The sequence below is a fragment of the Jiangella aurantiaca genome, assembly GCF_004349105.1.
Lineage (GTDB): Bacteria > Actinomycetota > Actinomycetes > Jiangellales > Jiangellaceae > Jiangella > Jiangella aurantiaca.
In genome coordinates this window covers 17,974-36,647 of sequence record NZ_SMLB01000059.1, presented here as the reverse complement: position 1 = coordinate 36,647, position 18,674 = coordinate 17,974, and the positions used below count along the sequence as shown (strand labels likewise).

The 18,674-nt window shown below is 71.1% G+C and carries 18 protein-coding genes and 1 pseudogene; 5 read left to right on the top strand and 14 right to left on the bottom strand.

All coding sequences use genetic code 11. The features are described 5' to 3' along the window. Positions 1–57: 57 nt before the first annotated feature. From E1262_RS26795 to E1262_RS26745, 11 genes are all read right to left on the bottom strand, one after another. The gene (locus E1262_RS26795) at positions 58–1,101 is read right to left on the bottom strand and encodes a LacI family DNA-binding transcriptional regulator (RefSeq protein WP_132107412.1); all 1,044 of its coding nucleotides are present in this window, start codon (positions 1,099–1,101) and stop codon (positions 58–60) included. Further along, positions 1,098–2,171 carry a Gfo/Idh/MocA family protein gene (locus E1262_RS26790; protein WP_132107411.1) on the bottom strand — a complete coding sequence of 358 codons (1,074 nt, stop codon included), beginning with the start codon at positions 2,169–2,171 and terminating at the stop codon, positions 1,098–1,100. The genes E1262_RS26795 and E1262_RS26790 overlap by 4 nt, the downstream gene beginning before the upstream one ends. After that, positions 2,171–3,019, bottom strand: a complete 849-nt coding sequence (locus tag E1262_RS26785) for an amidohydrolase family protein (protein ID WP_132107410.1) — start codon at positions 3,017–3,019, stop codon at positions 2,171–2,173. Before E1262_RS26785 ends, E1262_RS26790 begins: the two co-directional genes overlap by 1 nt. Before the next feature lie 54 nt (positions 3,020–3,073). Beyond that, complete coding sequence (locus E1262_RS26780; RefSeq protein ID WP_132107409.1) at positions 3,074–3,553, bottom strand: VOC family protein; 480 nt, start codon at positions 3,551–3,553, stop codon at positions 3,074–3,076. Further along, on the bottom strand, positions 3,550–4,815 hold the full coding sequence (locus E1262_RS26775) for an ABC transporter permease (RefSeq protein WP_132107408.1): 1,266 nt from the start codon (positions 4,813–4,815) through the stop codon (positions 3,550–3,552). The genes E1262_RS26780 and E1262_RS26775 overlap by 4 nt, the downstream gene beginning before the upstream one ends. Further along, entirely contained in the window at positions 4,812–6,323 is a 1,512-nt protein-coding gene (locus E1262_RS26770; RefSeq protein WP_132107407.1) for a sugar ABC transporter ATP-binding protein, read from the bottom strand. The genes E1262_RS26775 and E1262_RS26770 overlap by 4 nt, the downstream gene beginning before the upstream one ends. Positions 6,324–6,348: 25 nt before the next feature. Next, a complete protein-coding gene (locus E1262_RS26765) occupies positions 6,349–7,341 on the bottom strand; it encodes a sugar ABC transporter substrate-binding protein (RefSeq protein ID WP_132107406.1) in 993 nt (330 codons plus the stop codon). An 81-nt stretch (positions 7,342–7,422) separates the two neighbouring features. Further along, positions 7,423–8,409, bottom strand: coding sequence for an alpha-ketoacid dehydrogenase subunit beta (locus E1262_RS26760; protein WP_132107405.1), 987 nt, complete (start codon positions 8,407–8,409; stop codon positions 7,423–7,425). Beyond that, positions 8,402–9,367 carry a thiamine pyrophosphate-dependent dehydrogenase E1 component subunit alpha gene (locus tag E1262_RS26755; RefSeq protein ID WP_132107404.1) on the bottom strand — a complete coding sequence of 322 codons (966 nt, stop codon included), beginning with the start codon at positions 9,365–9,367 and terminating at the stop codon, positions 8,402–8,404. Before E1262_RS26755 ends, E1262_RS26760 begins: the two co-directional genes overlap by 8 nt. Next, positions 9,364–10,725 (bottom strand): lyase family protein, encoded by a 1,362-nt coding sequence (locus tag E1262_RS26750; protein WP_132107403.1) that lies wholly within the window; start codon positions 10,723–10,725, stop codon positions 9,364–9,366. Before E1262_RS26750 ends, E1262_RS26755 begins: the two co-directional genes overlap by 4 nt. Further along, complete coding sequence (locus E1262_RS26745) at positions 10,725–11,501, bottom strand: SDR family NAD(P)-dependent oxidoreductase (RefSeq protein ID WP_162606100.1); 777 nt, start codon at positions 11,499–11,501, stop codon at positions 10,725–10,727. The genes E1262_RS26750 and E1262_RS26745 overlap by 1 nt, the downstream gene beginning before the upstream one ends. Before the next feature lie 354 nt (positions 11,502–11,855). Here E1262_RS26745 and E1262_RS26740 point away from each other — a divergent pair, with 354 nt between their 5' ends. Together E1262_RS26740 and E1262_RS26735 are read left to right on the top strand one after the other, a co-directional pair. Then, entirely contained in the window at positions 11,856–13,361 is a 1,506-nt protein-coding gene (locus E1262_RS26740; RefSeq protein ID WP_132107401.1) for an apiosidase-like domain-containing protein, read from the top strand. Positions 13,362–13,363: 2 nt separating this feature from the next. Further along, positions 13,364–13,780: pseudogene (locus E1262_RS26735) on the top strand (beta-galactosidase); the annotation flags it as partial. Positions 13,781–13,846: 66 nt separating this feature from the next. On the opposite strand, the gene E1262_RS26730 reads toward E1262_RS26735, so the two are convergent. Beyond that, a complete protein-coding gene (locus E1262_RS26730; protein WP_132107399.1) occupies positions 13,847–14,740 on the bottom strand; it encodes a LysR family transcriptional regulator in 894 nt (297 codons plus the stop codon). Positions 14,741–14,823: 83 nt separating this feature from the next. On the opposite strand from E1262_RS26730, the gene E1262_RS26725 reads away from it, so the two are divergent. Then, positions 14,824–16,116: an MFS transporter gene (locus tag E1262_RS26725; protein ID WP_132107398.1), complete on the top strand. Its 1,293-nt coding sequence runs from the start codon at positions 14,824–14,826 to the stop codon at positions 16,114–16,116. On the opposite strand, the gene E1262_RS30600 is transcribed toward E1262_RS26725, so the two are convergent. Next, on the bottom strand, positions 16,101–16,241 hold the full coding sequence (locus tag E1262_RS30600) for a hypothetical protein (protein WP_162606099.1): 141 nt from the start codon (positions 16,239–16,241) through the stop codon (positions 16,101–16,103). The genes E1262_RS26725 and E1262_RS30600 overlap by 16 nt on opposite strands. A gap of 162 nt (positions 16,242–16,403) precedes the next feature. Between E1262_RS30600 and E1262_RS26715 the strand changes: the two genes are divergently transcribed. Beyond that, the gene (locus E1262_RS26715; RefSeq protein WP_203454496.1) at positions 16,404–16,826 is read left to right on the top strand and encodes a PPOX class F420-dependent oxidoreductase; all 423 of its coding nucleotides are present in this window, start codon (positions 16,404–16,406) and stop codon (positions 16,824–16,826) included. Positions 16,827–17,008: 182 nt separating this feature from the next. On the opposite strand, the gene E1262_RS26710 is transcribed toward E1262_RS26715, so the two are convergent. Next, a complete protein-coding gene (locus E1262_RS26710) occupies positions 17,009–17,449 on the bottom strand; it encodes a VOC family protein (protein WP_132107394.1) in 441 nt (146 codons plus the stop codon). A gap of 320 nt (positions 17,450–17,769) precedes the next feature. On the opposite strand from E1262_RS26710, the gene E1262_RS26705 reads away from it, so the two are divergent. Further along, positions 17,770–18,648, top strand: a complete 879-nt coding sequence (locus E1262_RS26705) for a MurR/RpiR family transcriptional regulator (protein ID WP_162606098.1) — start codon at positions 17,770–17,772, stop codon at positions 18,646–18,648. Positions 18,649–18,674 lie beyond the last annotated feature (26 nt).

Genomic DNA, 18,674 nt, shown 5'->3' with positions numbered 1-18,674 from the left:
GCACCGGGGCGGGCGGGTCGGCGTCGGTGCGGTACAGGACGCCGGGTGGTCGTCGGCTCACATTCTCTCCTGGAGATCCGGCGGGGGAGCGGTGGACTCGCGCGGCACGACCTGCATCGGGCCGGTGACGACCTCGCGCACGGCCTCCTCCGGTCCGACCTCGGCCAGCAGCTCGACGCCGCGCCGGCCGAGCTCGCGCAGCGGCATGCGCACCGTAGTGAGCGCGGGGGAGAGGTGCTCGGCGAGCGGCAGGTCGTGGACGGCGATCACCGACATCTGCGCCGGCGCGGCCACGCCGCGCGACCGCAGCGCGTGCAGTGCGCCGATGGCCGAGGCGAGGTTCGCGACGAACACCGCGGTGGGCCGCCCGCGCGCGTCGAGGATCTCGAGCATCGCCCGGTACCCGCCGTCGGCGGTGTAGTCGCCGCGAGTCGTCCAGTCCAGGCGCGCGGTCAGGCCGTGAGCCCGCATCGCGGCCCGGTAGCCGCGGTTGCGGCGGCGGGCGGTGTCGGCGCCGTTCGGCCCGGCGAGGTGGGCGATCTCGGTGTGCCCGAGGCCGACGAGGTGCTCGACGGCGAGGGCCGCGGCGCGCTCGTCGTCGAGCACCACGTGCCGAGCCTCACCGCGCAGGGTGCGGTTGACCAGCAGCCACGGCAGGCCGTCGGCGGTGAGGCCGTCGAGAACGGCCCTCGACGTCAGCTCGCCGGCGAGCAACAGGCCGTCGACCCGGCCCTGACCGAGGAGGTCGAGGTAGGAGTTCAGCTCGGTCGCGGCATTGGCACTGCCGGTGAGCAGGACGCAGTCGCGCTCGGCGGCCGCGGCCTCGGCGCCCTTGATGATCTCGGCGTACACCGGGTTCGCGTAATCCGGGATGAGCAGTCCCAGGGTGCCGGTTCGCCGGGTTCGCAACGTCCGCGCGGCCACGTTCGGCCGGTAGCCCAGGTCGCGGACGGCGTCGAGGACGCGCTGGCGGGTCTCCTCGCGGATGAGCAGCCGCGGGTCGCCGCTGAGCACTCGCGAGATGACCGAGCGGTCGACGCCGGCGCGCGTCGCGACGTCGGCCAGCGTGGTGCGGCGGGCGCCGCCGGTTCCGGCTGTCACGGGGTCTGCGCCTGTCCGATGTCGGCGCTGCGGTACAGCGCGTGAACGAGCCGCAGCGTCGCCAGGTTGTCCCGGCCCGAGGTCGGTGCTTCGACGCCAGTGGCGACCTCGGCGAGCAGCGCGCGCATCGGGCCGGCGACGGCGTCGGGCAGCCAGCGCGATGTGACCGGGTAGGGCAGCCAGCCGTCGGTGGGCAGCGTGCGGCTGCTCACCTCGACGGTGTCCGGGCGGCCGTGCGGATAGTCCTCGAGCAGCCCGATGCTGCCGCGGACGGCGCCCTCGGACCCGTCGATGCGGAACTGCGCCACGGTGTCACCGGCCCGGTTCTCGTGGTTCACGAACACCATCGCGTGCGCCCCGGAGGGGAACGTCAGTGTGCTGATCGTCCGGGTCTCGCCCGCCGGGCCCTGGCCGGGTGTGGTGCCGGCCACCGCGTACACCGTCGCGGGGTCGCCGAGGACCGAGCGGACGGCGTCGAAGTAGTGGATGGAGTGGTACCAGTAGTCCAGCCGCGGGCTGCGGTAGAGCCAGCCCCAGCCGGAGAAGTCGGTGGCGATGTCGACGGTGATGGTCATCGAGGTCGGCTGGCCGATCCAGCCGTGCCGCACCATGGCGCGGGCCGCCGCGATGCCCTCCTCGTAGCGCATCTGCTGGTTGACTGTGACGACGCGGCCGTGCTCGGCGGCCAGATCGACGACCTTCTCGGCGTCGGCCATCTCCAGGGCGAACGGCTTCTGGCAGAGCAGGTGCTTGCCGGCCTCGAGTGCCTGCATCGCGATCGCCGGCTGGGCGGCCGGGGCGACGGCGACGTCGACGACGGGCACGTCGTCGGCGAGCAGGTCCTCCAGCGACGCGAAGACGCGCGGTACGCCGTGCCGCCGCGCCACCTCGGCGGCCTTGGCGGCGTCGAGGTCGACGATGCCGCGGACGTCGAGCCCGGCTTTCGCGTAGGCCGGCAGGTGGGCGACGTCCACGATGGATCCCGCCCCGACGACGGCGATGGGCAACCGGTGCGCGGCCGGGACGGTGAGGTCGCACTCGGCCGCGATGGGACGCAGCACGTCGAGCATCAGCTCACCTCCGGCAGCCGGTAGACCGCGGTGGCGGTGCCGCCGAGCACCTGGGCGCGGTCGGCGTCGGGCAGCTGCGCGAGCAGCTCGAGCGTCGCCCGCCACACGGGTTGGTAGCCGCCGGCCAGGATGCTGACCGGCCAGTCGCCGCCGTACATCAGCCGGCCGGGACCGAACACCTCGAGGGCGTGCTCGACGTACGGTGCGAGGTCGGCGGGCTTCCATGTCTCCCACTCCGCGGCCGTGTTGAGGCCGGACACCTTGGCGTAGACGTTCGGGTACTCCGCGGCGCGGCGCAGCAGCGACGCCCACGGCTCCCAGCCGCGGTCGCGGATCGGCGGCTTGGCCAGGTGGTCGATGACCAGTCGCAGCTCGGGATGCCGCTCGGCCAGGGTGGGGACGTGCTCGAGGTGCCGCGGCAGCACCGCCACGACGTCGAAGGCGAGGCCGCGCTCGGCCAGCAGCCCCAGGTTGTCGAGCACGGCGTCCTGCAGCAGCCAGTCCGGGTCGGGCTCGTCGTGGATGAGGTGGCGGATGCCGGCGAACCGGGGGTCGGCCGCGAACCGGTCCAGCACCGCCGTCGCCGCCGCGGCGTCGGTGAGGTCCACCCAGCCGACCACCCCGGCCACCTCCGCGTGCCGGTCGGCCTGTGCCAGCATCGCCTCGGTGTCCTCGACGGAGTTCGCCGCCTGCACCAGCACGGTGGCGTCGACCCCGGACGCGGTCAGTTCGGGTTCGAGGTCGGGCCAGTCGAACGTGCGGTGGATCGGGCCGTCGGCGGGCGTGAGCCAGGGGTAGGCGACCGCCTCGAGGTCCCAGAAATGCTGATGTGCGTCGACGACTCTCATGCGGTGATCGACCTCCTGGCCAGAGTGTAGGGACTGCGGGGGCGGCGGGGGCCGTCACGACGGCGGCGGCTGGACCAGCTCGAGCGTGATGTCGTCGGGATCGAGGAAGTAGCAGGTGTACCCGCCCTTGTTGGCGCCCGCTGTGATGGCGTTGGGCGGGGACACGAAACGCACGCCGGCGTCGGCGAGCCGGCTGTGGACCGCCCGGGCGTCGTCGACGACGAAGGCCAGATGGGCCGCGCCGGCCCGCCCGCGTTCGGGATCGAGCCGGGGCCGGGCCGGCGCCAGGTACTGCACGAGCTCGAGGTCGTGCGACGAGCCGGTGCTCGACACGGGCCCGGAGCGCAGCTGCGCCACCCGCAGGCGGGCGTCCGGGTAGCCGACCAGCGCACGCGTGTAGTCGTTGTCCTGGTCCTGCAGGTGCACGAGGGTCATGCCGAGCAGGTCGCGGTAGAACGCCACGGACGCCTCGAGGTCTGAGACGGTGAAGCTGAAGTGCCAGATCGCCGTCACCGTGCTGGCCGGACCGCTCACGGAGTGTTCCTCTCCGTCTGTGGCGCCGGTTGCTCGGGCGGCGGATCGCCACCGGCGTCGGTCACCCGTCGGCCGCGTTGCCCGCGGCGCTCGGCCAGGACGTAGATCGTGGCGGCGCCGATGATGACGACACCCTTGATCAGATCCTGGTAGTTGGCGCCGAGGTTGAGCACGCCGAACCCGTTGATGAGCGTGAACAGGATCAGCGCGCCGACGACGGACTTGAGGACGTTGCCCGCGCCGCCGAACAGCGACGTGCCTCCCAGGATGGCTGCGGCGAGCACCGTCAGCTCCAGGCCGCTCATCGCCTGCGGGTTGATCGCCGAGAACCGAGACACGTAGAGGATGCCCACCAGCGCGGCGAACAGCCCGTTGAGCACGAATGGCGCGATCTTGTAGCGGGCGACGGCGATGCCGGACAGCCGCGCCGCCTCGGTGTTGCCGCCGACGGCGTACAGCCGCCGCCCGACCGCGGTGAACCGCAGCACGAGCCAGGCCAGGACGGCGACGGCGAGGAAGATGTAGACCTGCTTCGTGAGCTCCCACCGGGTCGGCAGGAACGCCAGCGAGACGGCCGCGACCAGCACGCCGGCGATCACCATCCACGGCCCGTGGCCACTGGCCACGAGGCCCTGGCGCTCACGTCGCAGCGACCGCAGCCCCAGGACCAGCAGCACGACGCCGGCGATCGCGACCCACACCTTGGCGTTGAGCGGCAGCACACCGGTGAACAGGTCACCGAGGCCGCTGTGGTCGGTCTGGATGCTCTGCCCGTCGGTGAGGATGAACAGCAGCCCTCGCACCCCCGTCATCGTCCCGAGCGTCACGATGAACGCGTTGACGCCGACCAGCTGAACCAGGGCGCCGTTGAGCAGGCCCATCGCGACGCCGGTGCCGAGTCCGGCCAGCACCGCCACGCCCACCCCCGCGCCGGCGTTGAGCACCGTCATGGTGACACCCGCGCCCAGCGCCGCCGTCGCGCCGACGGACAGGTCGAAGTTCCCGCTGATGAGGCAGATGGTCATGATGACCGCGAGAATGCCGACCTGGACCGTCTGGTCGAGGATGTTCGCCGAGTTCACCGGCGACAGGTAGAACGGGCGGCCGGTGAACTCGGCGGCCAGCGTGAAGGTGAGCAGGATCAGCGCGAAGGCGTACACGACGCCGGCCCGGTGCAGCCTGAACGGCTCGGCCCGCTGTCGCAGCGTCGGTGCCGGCCGCGCCCGCGCGGCCTCGGCCGCTCGCGGCAGGATGGTCGTCATCGTCGGCTCGCTCCCGTCACTGTCGTGAGCCCGCTGGCCAACGCCAGCAGCTCCGGTTCGTCGGTCTCACCGGCCAGGCGCTCGGCGACGACCCGGCCGCCGCGCATGACCACGATGCGGTGGGCGACCGCCAGCAGCTCCTCGAAGGCCGAGGAGACGATCACCACCGCCTTGCCACCTGCGGCGAAGTCACGCACGAGCCGCAGGATGTCCGCCTTGGCGCCGACGTCCACACCGACGGTCGGCTCGTCGAGCAGGAAGACCTCGCCGTCGCCGTACAGCCACTTGGCGAAGACCACTTTCTGGGCGTTCCCGCCGGACAACGCCGCCACCGGTGTCTCGGCGGATGGCGTGCGGATGCCGAGGTCGCGGATCGCGGTCTCGGCGCGGTCGAGCTCGGCGGCGTGGTCCGGCACGCCGCGGCGGGACAGGTCGGCCAGGCCCGGCAGCGACACGTTGCGCCAGATCTCCCAGGCCGGCACCAGACCCTGCCGGGACCGGTCCTCCGGGACCAGCGCGACGCCGGACCGCACGCGCGCGCCGACCCGGTGCGGCACCGGCTGGTCGCGCACCGCCACCGTGCCCGAGCAGTGCTGATCAGCGCCGAACAGCGCCTCGAGCAGCTCCGAGCGGCCGGAACCGAGCATGCCGGCGACGCCGACGATCTCGCCGGCGCGGACGGTGAGGTCGACCCCGTCCAGCCGCCCCGGCGACGTCAGCCCGCGGGCCTGGAGCAGGACCGGGGCGCCGTCCGGCAGCGGCTCGGCCCGGCGTTCCTCCATCGCGTGCAGGGCGCGGCCCACCATCGCGTCGACCAGGGTGTCCTCGTCGAGACCGGAGGTGGCCGCCGACGTCACGACCCGGCCGTCGCGCAGCACGGTGACGGCGTCGGTCAGCTCGAGCACCTGGTCGAGGAAGTGCGAGCAGAACACGAACGAGACGCCGTCGGCCCGTAACCGGCGCACCGCCGCGAACAGCATGTCGACCTCCGGGTTCGCCATCGACGCGGTCGGCTCGTCCATGCAGACCAGCGACGCGCCGCCGGCCAGCGCCTGCGCGACGGCGACCATCTGCCGCTCGCCGAGCGGCAGATGCGCGACCTCGCGGTCCGGATCGGCGCGGTAGCCCAGGCGATCGCACAGCTCGTCGTAGCGGCGCAGCAGCGGCGCCTTGCGGAACACCCCGGACAGCTCGCCGATGTAGACGTTCTCGAGCACCGTGAGCGTCGGCACCAGCGGGATGTGCTGGTGGATCGTCGAGACGCCGGCCGCCCGCGAGTCGCCGGGGGCGTTCCAGCGCACGTCCGCGTCGCGCCAGCGGAGCTGACCCGAGGTGGGCGGGAGCGCTCCGGCGATGATCTTGAACAGCGTCGACTTCCCGGCGCCGTTCGCCCCGACGAGGCCGTGGATCGACCCCTCCTCCACGGCGAGGCTCACCTGGCGCAGCGCCTCGGTGCCGTTGGGGAACCGTTTGGAGACGCCGCGGGCCTCGAGGAGCGGGCCGCTCATGGTGCCGCCGTCCTCCGCGCGCCGGTCACCACTGCGGCTCACAGTCGCCCGCGTTCTCCGCGGTGATCACCGGGGTGTCGTAGAAGACCAGCTCGCCGGTGCCGTAGTCATCGTCGTCGATGGCCTTCTTGAGCTCCTCCATCGCCCGGCGGCCGCCGTCGTAGGGTTTGTAGCAGACGGTGCCGTCCATGCCGCCGGCGGTGATGGAGTCGATGCCCAGCTGCGAGCCGCCGACCCCCCACACGACGGCGCTGGACCCGGCGGACTCGACGGCCTGCTGGCAGCCGACCGCCATGTCGTCGGAGATCGCGTAGAAGCCGACGATCTCCGGGTTGGCGTTGAGCATCGAGGCGCACGCCGTCTGCCCCTGGTCGGCCACCCAGCCGCCGGGCTGCTCGGCGACGATCTCGAACGTCCCCTCGGTGACCGCCCGGAACTCGTCGACCCGCAGCGTGTTCTCGGCGTAGCCCGGGGCGCCGAGCACCAGGCCGATGGGGCCGCCGTCCGGGAGGCTCTCCATCATCGCCTCGCCGACCATGGCGCCGACGCCGGTCTCGTTCTCGATGACCAGGGCGCTCAGCGAGGGGTAGACGTCGTCGATGGCGCGCTCGGCGCCGATGATGCTGTGGAAGCTGACCACCTTGATGCCGGCCTCGGACATCTGGTCGACGAACCGGCCGGCCTCGGCGGCGTTGGCCGGGATGATGACGACGCCGTCCGGCTGCTGCGACACGATGTTCTGGACGTTCGCGGCCTCGGTCTGCACGTCGCTCTTGCCGTCCAGGTGCGCGATCACCTCGCAGCCGAGCTCCTCGGCCGCGTCGGTGATGCCCTGAGCGCCGGCGTTCGGGTACGGGAATCCGGTGCCCGACCCGTTGTCGATGGCGATGCGGCAGCTGCCGGAGTCACCGCCGTCATCGGAGCCGGCGTCGTCGGTGGCCTCGGTCGCGCAGGCGGCGAGCGCCAGCGCCAGCGCGCCGGTCAGCACGGCGGACCTCACTCCGTTGTGGTGCCTCATGGCAAGTCCTCTCGATCGTCATAGGGACGTCCGGCGCCGTACGGTGCGGGACGCGAGGTGGTCAATCGATTGAGTGCGGTGCTAGCCGGTGGTGGTCACCCGCCGCAGCGCATCGGCGACGTCACCGGCCGCCGGGACTACCGCGGCCGCGAGGCCCGGTGCCGCCGGCAGCCTCAGGTCGGGCACGGCCACGCGCACCGGGGGAGCGGCAAGCTCGATGCCGGCCTCGGCCACGCGGGCAAGGACCTCGGCGCCGAACCCACCCGTGCGGTTGGCCTCGTGCGTGACGACGAGCCGGCGGGTCCGGGCGACCGACGCCAGCACCTCGTCCCACGGGAACGGGTCAAGCCAGGGCGTCTCGAGGACCTCGACGTCGTGGTCCTCCGAGGCGAGGGTCTCGGCGGCGACGAGCACCTGCTGGGAGATCGATCCCCAGGTCACCGCCGTCGCCGTCGTGCCGGGACGGCGGACGCGCAGTCCGCCGATCGGCGCGACCGGCCCGCCGACGCTCACCTCTTGCTTACCGCCGTGGTAGAGCGTGCGGTTCTCGATCACGACGACGGGGTCGTCGCACGCGATCGACGAGAGCAACAGGTCGTGGGCGTCCTGCGCCGTGACCGGCATGCACACACGGATGCCCGGCGTGTGCAGGAAGAACGCCTCGAGGCTCTGCGAGTGCTGGGCGCACGAGCCCGGCGCCGTCCCCTGCTGGGTGCGGATGGTCAGCGGTGCGGTGAGCCGGCCCTCGGAGACGTAGCGGACGTTGGCCGCCTGGTTGACGACCTGGTCCAGCGCGACGAGAAAGAAGTCGGTCCACATGATCTCGACGACCGGTCGCCGGCCGAACATGGCGGCGCCGACGGCGGAGCCGAGGATGGCCGACTCACTGATGGGGGTGTCGAACACCCGGTCGCCGAACTGCTTGCGCAGCCCCTTGCTGACCCCGAACACGCCGCCCGGAACGCCGACGTCCTCGCCGTACACCAGGACCTCGGGCCAGTCGTCGAGCGCGCGGCGCAGCGCCGCGTTGGCGGCCTCGCCGTAGGAGAGCTTCCGGGTCTCAGGCATGGACGTGCCTCCTGACGGCGTCAGTGCCGGCCGGCGGAGCGGCCGCTGCCTCCTGCGCCGCCGCCTCGATCTCGCGGGCGGCCTCGGCGTGTGCCGCCGCGATGGCGGTCTCGTCGACGGAGGCCGACCGCAGTGCCCGCCGCAGCCGGGCGATGGGTTCGGTCTCGGCCAGCCGTTCCAGCTCACCGGGCCGGCGGTACTGCTCGGCGTCGCCGATGTAGTGGCCCACGAGCCGGGCGGTCATAAGCTCGAGCAGGACCGGGCCGCCGCCCTCGCGGGCGCTCTGGACGGCATCGCCGACCCGGTCGCGGACCACCGCGGGGTCGTTGCCGTCGATGCGCTCGCCGAGGATGCCGTAAGCCCGGGCGCGCTCGGCGAGGACGTCGTTGCGGACCATGTCGCGGATCGGTGTCAGCTCGGAGTACTCGTTGTTCTCGCAGACGAAGACCACCGGCAGGTCGAATGCCGCGGCGAAGTTCATCGACTCGTGGACCGAGCCCTGGTTCATGGCGCCGTCGCCGAAGACGCACAGCGCCACCCGCCCCGTGCCGTCGAACCGGCCCGCGAGTGCGGCGCCCACCGCCAGCGGCGCACCGCCGCCGACGATCGAGTTCTCGCCGTGGAAGCCGTGCTCGGGCGCGCTGAAGTGCGCCGACCCGCCGCGGCCGCCGTTGACGCCTGTCGACCGGCCCAGGAGCTCGGCCAGGATGCCCGCGGCCGGCACGCCGCGGGCCAGCGCCCAGCCGTGCCCGCGGTAGGTCGCGAACAGCGCGTCGGCCGGCTCCAGTACGGAGCAGGCGCCGACCGGGCCGGCCTCCTGCCCGATGCACAGATGCACCGAACCGACGATGTCGCCGTTCAGCCGCAGGTCGCGGATCTTCTCCTCGAGCAGCCTGATGCGCCAGAGGCCGCGTAGGTCGCGCAGCATGGTGTCAGTGGCGGTCTCCGGTTCTGTCATCGTCCCTTCGCCTCTCGCTGGACTGACCACGTCTCGAGGGCGCGGTCGCAGATCGATTCAGCCTGGCCGACGTAGTCGCCGGGGTCGATGCCGTCGGGCAGCAGCGCCACGACCTCGGCCGTGTCGCGCAGGACGGCGTCGAGGGTGGTGCCGTCGGCGCGGGCCCGGCCGGCCGCCGCGTAGACGGTGTCGTGCGCCTTCTCCCGTCCGAGGTGCGGGGCCAGCCGCATCATGTACGCCTCGGACATCACCGACCCGCCTTCGGCGTCCATGTTCGCCGCCATGGCCCGCGCGTCGACCTGCAGGCCGCGCGCGGTGTCCGCGGCGAGGGCCAGCGCGCCGGCAGCGCTGCACGCGAGGTCGGGGAGGATCATCCACTCGGCCTGCCATTCGCCGGCGGCGCGCTCGTGGCCGGCCTCGAGCGTCCGGTACAGCCCCGGCAGCAGGGTCGCCGCGTGCACGCCGAACCCGACCATCGCCTCCGACGAGATCGGATTGCGCTTCTGCGGCATGGTCGACGACGCGCCCCGGTGGTGGCCGTCGACCTCACGCACCTCGGCGATCTCGGTCCGCGACAGGTCGGCGACTTCCCGGCCGAACCGGCCGGCCGTCCCAGCGGCGGAGGCACAGACCGCGCCGAACTCGACCAGCCGGTCGCGGGCCACGTGCCACGGCACGTCGTCGTGCCCCAGCCCGAGGTCGGCCGCCATCGCCCGCCGGATGGCGCCGGCCGTCTCGCCCAAGGCTGCGGACGTGCCGCCGGCGCCGTAGATCGACACCGTGCTGACGCCGGCCGTCGCCGTCCGCTGCCGGCCGAGGTCGCGGGTGACCTGGCCGAGGTAGGCCGCGATCTTCGCGCCGAACGTGGTCGGGACGGCCTGCTGGGCGTGCGTGCGGGCGGCCATGGCCGTGCCCCGGTGCCGGTCGGCCAGCTCGGCCAGCGCGTCGCCGAACTCGATCAGCAGGTGCTCGAGGCGCCGGCCGGCGGCCGTGAGCTGCAGGACCAGGCCTGTGTCCATGATGTCCTGGGTGGTTGCGCCCCAGTGCACGCGCGGTGGCTTGGCGCCGTCGACGGGCTCGGCCAGCTGCCGTACCAGCGGCAGCACCGGGTAGCCGACGTTCCGCGACTCCGCCCACAGCGCGACGAGGTCGACGTCGCGGGCCGCGATCCGCCGCTCCAGGGCGTGGACGTCGTCCTCACCGACGACGCCCACGCTCGCCTGCGCCCGGCACAGCGCCAGCTCGGCGCGCAGCCATCCGTCGACGGTGGCCTCCTCGCTGAACACCCGCGCCATGGGCTCGTCCGCGTACAGCGCGGTGAGCAGCCGGAACGGCCCCGCGATCGCGCCAACGGCCATCAATGCATCTCCAATCCACCGTCGACGTTGAGCGCTTGTCCCGTCACGTACGACGCCAGATCGCTGACAAGGAACACCACGACGGCCGCGAGCTCGTCGGGCCGTCCCTCCCGGCCCAGCGGCGCGGCAGCGGTGACCTCGCGCAGGTAGGACTCGCCGGCGCCCACGCCGAACGCCCGGCCGCGGTCGGCGATGATGCCGTCCCACATGGGCGTGTGGAAGACGCCGGGGCACACGGCGTTGACCCTGACCGCCGGCCCGTACGCCATGGCGGCCGACTTCGTCATCGACAGCAGCGCCGCCTTGCTGGCGGCGTAGTGGACCGCGTTGGGGCGGCCGGACCGGCCCGCCACCGAGGCGAGCGTGACGACCGCGCCGCCGCGCTCGGCCATGGCGTTCGCGGCGGCCTGGGTGACCAGGAAGGTCGCGGTGAGGTTGAGGTCGAGGATGCGCCGCCAGGATTCCTCGCTCACCCGTGACATCGGGACCGTCTCCATGATGCCGGCGCAGTTGACGAGGATGTCCAGACCGCCGAGCGCGCTGGTCGCTTCGTGCACCACCCGTGCGGGTTCGCCGTGGCCGACGAGGTCGGCTTCGATGCCCGTCGCGGCGTCACCGAGCTCTTCGACCGCTGCCTTCAGGCGCTCGCCCGGCAGGTCGCACAGCGCGACCCGCGAACCCGCGGCGACCATCGCCCGGGCACAAGCGAGACCGAGTCCACCGGCGCCTCCGGTGACCAGTGCCCTCCGCTCCCGAAGGTCGACAGCAACACTCACGAGGCCTCCAGTCAAACGATTGACTGACCGTAGCAGGAGCCGCAAGGGCGGACAAGAGGAAGATTTCGCGCCGTTGTCTGGGTGCTGCGAGCAGCCACAGGTCCACGCCGAAGGGTCGTAGCCGCCCGGCGATGCGGTGGGGACCGCCTAAGATGCACTGCCAATTCAGAGTGGAATGGATTTCATGTCGTGCCGCCCTGCTGACTGTGAGCATCGCCTCGGCTCTACCGGCAACCGTCCTCCCGCCGACTCCGACGCCGATCAATGTCGCGCCGATGTTGGTGTTGCATGAACATTCACGTCAACATGTCTATGCACGGCAGGCTGCAACAGACTCGAGGGAAGGACATATTCATGTCGCATGAGCGCTATCGACCGATCGAGCTGTCCTTCGAAGGAGGCGTGGTCGTCCCGGCGGACTCCACGCCGTTGTCGGTGCGCTTCGCACACGAGTCGGCCGGTGAGCGCCTGGTTCCGGGTTTCTGGGACGGCGGGCGGACGTATCGCGTCCGGTTCGCGCCGGAGGAGGCCGGGACGTGGACGTGGCGCAGTGAGAGTGCCGAGGACGACTCGCTCGCCGGTGCCGAGGGACGGTTCGAGGTCGTCGGTGGCGAGCAGCGCGGCCCGGTCCGGGTCGCCAGCCGGTTCCATTTCGCTCACGCCGACGGCACACCGTTCCGGCCGGTGGGCACGACGGCGTACAACTGGCTGCACCAGGACGAGCCGTTGTACTCCCAGACGGTGGACGCCATCGCCGACGCCGGCTTCAACAAGCTGCGGTTCATGGTCTTCCCGCAGGCCGGCGGCTACATCGAGCACACTCCGGAGCTCTTCCCGTTCGAGCGGACGGGCGGGCGGTGGGACGTCACTCGGCCGGTGATCCCCTTCTTCCGGCGCCTCGACGCCGCAGTTGAGGCGCTCGGCCGCCGCGGCGTACAGGCGGACGTCTTGATCTTCAACGCCTACGACCGTGGCCACTTCGGGCTCGACGAGCTCACCGAGGACGAGGACGACGTCTACCTGCGGTACCTGGTGGCTCGCTTGTCCGCCTTTCCGCACGTGTGGTGGTCGCTGTGCAACGAGTTCGATCAGCTGAAGCGGCCGAGGCAACGGTGGGACGGCGTCGGCCGGCGGCTCGCCGAGATCGACCCGCACGGGCACCTGCGCTCGATCCACAACTGGATCGAGCTCTACGACTACAACCAGTCGTGGGTCACCCACGCCTCGATCCAGAACGGATCCGCCACGACCGGCTTCGGCCGGGCGAACCTGTACCGCGACGTCTATGGCAAGCCCGTCGTGCTGGACGAGATCAAGTACGAGGGCGACATCCCCGACCGCTGGGGCGGGCTGACGGCGCGTCAGCTCGTCCACCAGTTCTGGGTCGCCACCGTGGCTGGGTGCTACGCCTCGCACGGAGAGAGCTTCGTGACCGAGAGCGGCAGCCTCCACATGGTCGAGGGCGGCCGGTTGCGCGGGGAGTCGCCCGCGCGGTTGCGGTTCCTGCGGGCCATTCTCGAGGACCTGGTCGTGCCCGGCCTCGACCCGATCGACAAATGGGACGACCCCTGGTATGTGGCCGGCGTGTCCCGCCGCCAGTATGTGCAGTACCTCGGTGCATCGGCGCCGCCGGCGTGGGAGTTCCGCCTGCCGATCGGGTTCCCAGGCGAACGGCCCGAGATCGGCGACGTGTTCGAGGTCGATGTCATCGACACCTGGAACATGACCGTGACGCGCGTGGGTCGCCGGTTCACCCTCACCGAGGTCTTGCGCAACGATGCCTACGATCGTGACTCAGCACCGCTGGAGCTCCCCCAGGACGAGGCCGTCGCGCTGCGGATCACCCGAGTCGGGGCGTGACCATGTCCGAGACCACCGGAGATCGCTTGCGCACCTGGCGGGCGGGGCCGCGCCTCGGCGTCGCCTACTACAACGAGTACCTTCCCGACCCAGGACGGCTGGCCGACGACCTGTCGCTGATGCACGACGCTGGGATCACCTGTATCCGGATCGGTGAGTCGGTGTGGTCGAAGTGGGAGCCGTCCGACGGCCGGTTCGCGCTCGACTGGCTCACTCCTGTGCTCGACGGAGCCGCCGAGCACGGCATCGACGTGATCCTCGGCACGCCCACCTACGCGGTCCCGCGGTGGCTGAGCCGGAAGCACCCGGAGCTCGCCGTCATCCGCCGTGACGGGCACGCGGTGCCCTGGGGTGGCCGGCAGGAGGTCGACTACACGTCCGAGCTCTTCCGCGAGTACGCCGAGCGAGTGTGGCGGGCGGACTGACCTGGACAGCCCGTTATGACGGCGAGCCCACTGGGAGGACTCCCCAGGAGCCGGGCGATGTCACATCTGGTTGGCCAGATCGTTGGCGGCTTCGACGGCGATGTCGATGGCTCGGGCTGCGAGTGGCGATTGGGTACGTCCGGCCGGCCAGTGCAGGTACGTCTCGCGCGTGGGCGATGGTCGCAGTGGGTGGATGCTGAGCCGGTCGTCGGACCAGGCATCGGATGCGTGGAGGGCGAGCCATGGCAGCACCGCCGAGCCTATGCCCGCCCGCACCATGGACAAGATGGCTTCGTGGCCGGCGGTACGAAACACGATCCGTGGCTGTGCGCCGGCGCTGGCGAGCGCCCGCTCCAACCACCGTTGGTGATAGGTGGGAGGCCAGGCGACCATCGGAGCATCGTCGAGCAGCTTCACCCGTACTGGACCATCGGGGAATGCGCCGGCGGCGGCCACCAGGGGGTAATGCTCGTCGAACAGCTTGACGTGCTCGACGTCACCATCGACGAGACCGTCATAGAAGAGTAGGTCGAGATCTCCGATCTGCGGATCGGCCGGTTCCACCTCGGATAGCCTGATGTCACAGCCGGGGTGCTCGTCCAGCAGCCGGCGTACAACGGTCGGCAGGATCAGGTTGGACACGCTCGGGAAGGTGCCGATGTCGATCCGACCCTCGCCTGCGTTGAACCGCTCGACGGCGTCGGCCAGCGCCTTCGATTTTGCGAGCAGATCGCGGCCGCGGGTCAAGACCACTTCGCCGAGTGGGGTGATCCGAACTGGCCTGGGACCACCGGGTCGATCGAACACGGGGCCGCCGACGGTCTTCTCGAGTGCGGCGATCTGCTGACTTACCGACGATTGGGTGTAGCCGAGCCGGTCAGCCGCTCGCCCGAACGTTCCCTCCTCGGCGATCGCGGCCATGGTCCTCAGGTGGCGCAGCTCGACGTCAACCACGATCCATAGCATAGCCCACGGCGATCGACTCGATCGGAAACAATCGCTTTTCTTACTGGATAGTCGAACCTAGCGTCGTCGCTATGACGACCTACAGCACAGTCACCTCGGTAGCGACGGGAGTCCGGGGCCTGTCGACCCGGCTGGGCTTGGGGCTGCCACACCTGGTCTGGGCGCTGGCGGCGACCTACTTCGTGAGCCGGGCCGGCGGCCTCGTGCAGTCGTTCCTGGTTCTCTATCTGACGCAGGAGCAGCAGCTCTCGCCGGCGACCGCCGCCGCGGTAGTCGCCGCGGTGGGGATCGGAGTCATCGGATCGCAGCTGCTCGGTGGCTGGCTGGGCGACAGGATCGGCCGACGCCACACCATGCTGGTGGGGTTCTTGGGGACGACTGTGGCACTTGTTGCGCTCGGTTCCGCGGATGCGATGCCGGCGATCTGGGCGGCCGCTGTCGGCGTCGGACTGACGGCCGAGCTGTTCTACCCGGCCGGGTCGGCCGCGGTCGCCGACCTCCCTTCACAGCAGCGGGTCCGGGCGTTCGGACTCCTCTTCTGGGCGGCCAACCTCGGCTTCTCGATCGCCACGGTCACGGCCGGGATCCTCGCCCAGCATGGGTACGGGCTGCTGTTCTGGATCAACGCGTCAGCCTCAGTCGTCGCGGCACTGATCGTCTGGCGGCGCGTGCCCGAGACCCGGCCGCCGGAGTCGAAGCAAACCCGCCGACCGCTGCTTCCTGTTCTCCTGTGCGACCGGTTGATGCTCGCCATGATGGTGATCTACCTCGTCTACTTCACCCTGTTCCTGCAGACGTTCACGACGCTGCCACTCGTGATGACGGCCGACGGCCACAGCCCCGCGACGTACGGCGTGGTGCTGGCGGTGAACGGACTGGCCATCGTCGTGGCGCAACCACTTGCGGTGCGGCTGCTCGCCAGTCGCGACCGCAGCACGGTGCTGGCTGCCTCGATGCTGCTGGTCGGTGCTGGCGTCGGTCTCGGCGCCGCTGTCCACAGTGCTGCCGGCTATGCCGGATCGGTGCTGGCGTGGACCCTCGGCGAGATCGGCATCGCCGTCATGTTCGGCGCCACCTTCGCCGACCTTGCACCGGCCGACCTGCGCGGCAGGTACATGGGCGTCGCCTCCACCATGTGGAGCATCGGCGCCGTACTCGGCCCCGTGGCCGGCACGGTACTGCTCGATCATGCTGGGCGAACCGCGCTGGGGGTGCTCGGTGCGCTCACTGGCATTGCTCTCTTTGCCGCCCAGCAGGCGCTCGGGCCGGCGCTGCGCCGCCGAACCACAGCGCCAGGCGAACGACGCCTGTCCGCCCGATGCGGACAGTCTCACCCGACACAACCCACCTACGCGAACGCCTGAACGAGGGAGACGATACCCATGACGACGAGTGCCGCCAGCGCTGCCTCGAGGCGAGCCCCCGGCAGCACGATGTTCGTCGCCGTCGCGTTGGGGATCGTGTACGTGGTCGGCGCGGTGTGGGACATCGCGCGGCCGGGTGGAGTTCTGGCCGATCTGGATCGCGGTCGACGCGGTCGAGGTGCCGACGCTGGTCGACGCCGCTGCTCGCGGGATGAGATGCCGCCGCGCCGAGACAGCGCCACCGTCAGCGGGAATTCGCAAGATCGAAAACGAGAGGAAGCACACCCATGGCAACCATGACCGAAAACGAATGGCGATCCTTCGCCACGGCGGGGACAAAGCTTGCCCACATAGCCCTTGTCCGTCCCGACGGGCGACCACACGTCACCCCCGTCTGCTTCATTCTCGACGGCGACGAATTCGCCTTCGCCCTATCGCCCGGGAGCGTCAAGGGCAAGAGCCTGGCTCGCGACACGCGCATCGCACTCTGCCTCAGCGATGAGCGGCAACCCTACAGCTTCGTGACCATCGAGGGAGAGGCACAAGTCTCGTCCGACGTGGACCAGATCAAGCACGTCGCCGCGGGCATCGCCAACCGCTACTACCCCTCCCAGCCAGCGGAGGAACTCGCTGAGTCATTCGTGCAGGCAGGCTTCACCGCGGTCCGGATCAGCATCACCAATGTCGTCGCGCGATCCGGCCTCGGCTGACAAGGGACGGACACGGCCGGGCTGGGCCGGCGGCGGCCACCTCTGCATCGTAGGCGCGCGAGCGCTAGACCCACTCGACACGCTCAGGCTCTGGCGCACAGACGCGCTCCCGCCAACCCGGATGATGCCACCGCCGTCAAGCGGCGGACGGACTCGAATGGCGTCGGGCGATCGCTCGCGCGTCAGCCGATCCGCTCGGCCAGCGAGACGACGATTCCCTCCGGACCGCGCACGGCGGCCATGCGCCAGGTGTTCTCGTGCTGGCCTATGCCGCCGACCAGCCCGTATCCGCCCGCAGCCAGGCCGTCGACGGCCGCCTGAAGGTCGTCCACCTCGAAGACGACACCGCGCAGCCCCAGTTCGTTCGCCATCGCGGCGGGTGATCCGGGCTCGTGACGCGGCCGGACGAAGCGTGCGAGCTCTATCCCCGTCCCTCCGCCAGGCGGGCGCAGCATGACCATCTGGGTGCGCGAGTCGGGGATGCCGATGACGGTGTCGAGGAACTCGCCCTCCACGAATGTGCGTCCCTCGACCTCGAGACCCAACCCGACGAAGAACGTCGTCACCAGGTCGAGGTCGTCGACGGTGATTCCGATATGGTCGAAACCCTTCACGCAGGTCATCGCTGCCATTCTCCATGCACCGTTGGTTGTCTTGATCCAGGGACGGAGCCGCCGCCGCATTCTCGACATGCCCGCAGCCGCAGTCTTGGGATCGGGCAGGATGCAGCTGCGACCGTCCTGCGATCACGCCGACTCGAAGCGCTCCTGGGAGCTCCCCTCGACGACCCCACGACCGTCCATCCCCTGGCACATGTCACCGGCTCGACGTAGGCAACGTCGGTCCGCGGGTTATGCTGAGGCCGCAACGGCATTCCCTGCCGGGGCCGGGCGCGGGCGTGCGTCCGGCGGCGATCGCTGGAGTCGAGCTCGGGAGGCCTGGGATGGCTGCGGGTCCGGTGCCGCTGACCAGCGGTGCGGTGCTGGCGAAGATCCAGGCCGCGGCGCCCTCGCTGGTGCCGAGTGCGCGGCGGGCGATGGAGGTGATCATCGCCGACCCGGAGGCGGTCATCGGCTACGCGGCCGCGGACCTGGCTGCCCGCGCCGACACGGCCGCTTCGACTGTCGTGCGGGCGTGCCAGCAGGCCGGGTTCAAGGGGTTCCAGGATCTCAAGCTGGCACTGGTGCGTGACCTGGCGTTGCGCGGATCGGATCAGCTGGTGTTCGCCGACCAGCTGACCGGGGAGTCCGCGCCGGGGGAGGTACTGCGCACCATCCTGGGAACCGGGAGTCGTGCCCTGGCCGACGCCGTGACGACGGTGGATCCCACGGCGTTCGCCGGCGCGCTCGACGCGCTGCACACCCGCGATCGCGTGCTGGTCGTGGGCAACGGGCAGTCGTCGTCGCCGGCGCACGATGCCGCCTACCGGCTTCAGGTGCTGGGGCTGTCGACGACGGCACCGACCGACGCCATCGCGCAGCACCTGGCCGCCTGGCAGCTGAATGAGAACGGCGTGTGCGTCGCGGTGAGCCACACCGGCGCGACCCGGGAGACGCTGCTGGTCGCGGAGACCGCGAAGTCGCGCGGGGCCTACGTCGTCGCGGTGACCAGTTTCCAGCGGTCGCCGCTGGCCGATCTCGCGGACGCGCCGCTGGTCGGCGGCAGTACGAGGCAGGGCTTCCGGCTGGAGGCCACGGCAAGCCGGCTCGCCCATCTGGCGATCATGGACGCGTTGTTCGTCGGGCTGGCGCTCAAGGATCCCGGCCGGTCGACGGCTTACCTCGACGCGATGGCGGACGTGACTGCCGACCACACCATGTGAGCCGTGACCAGACGCGGGAACCGCGG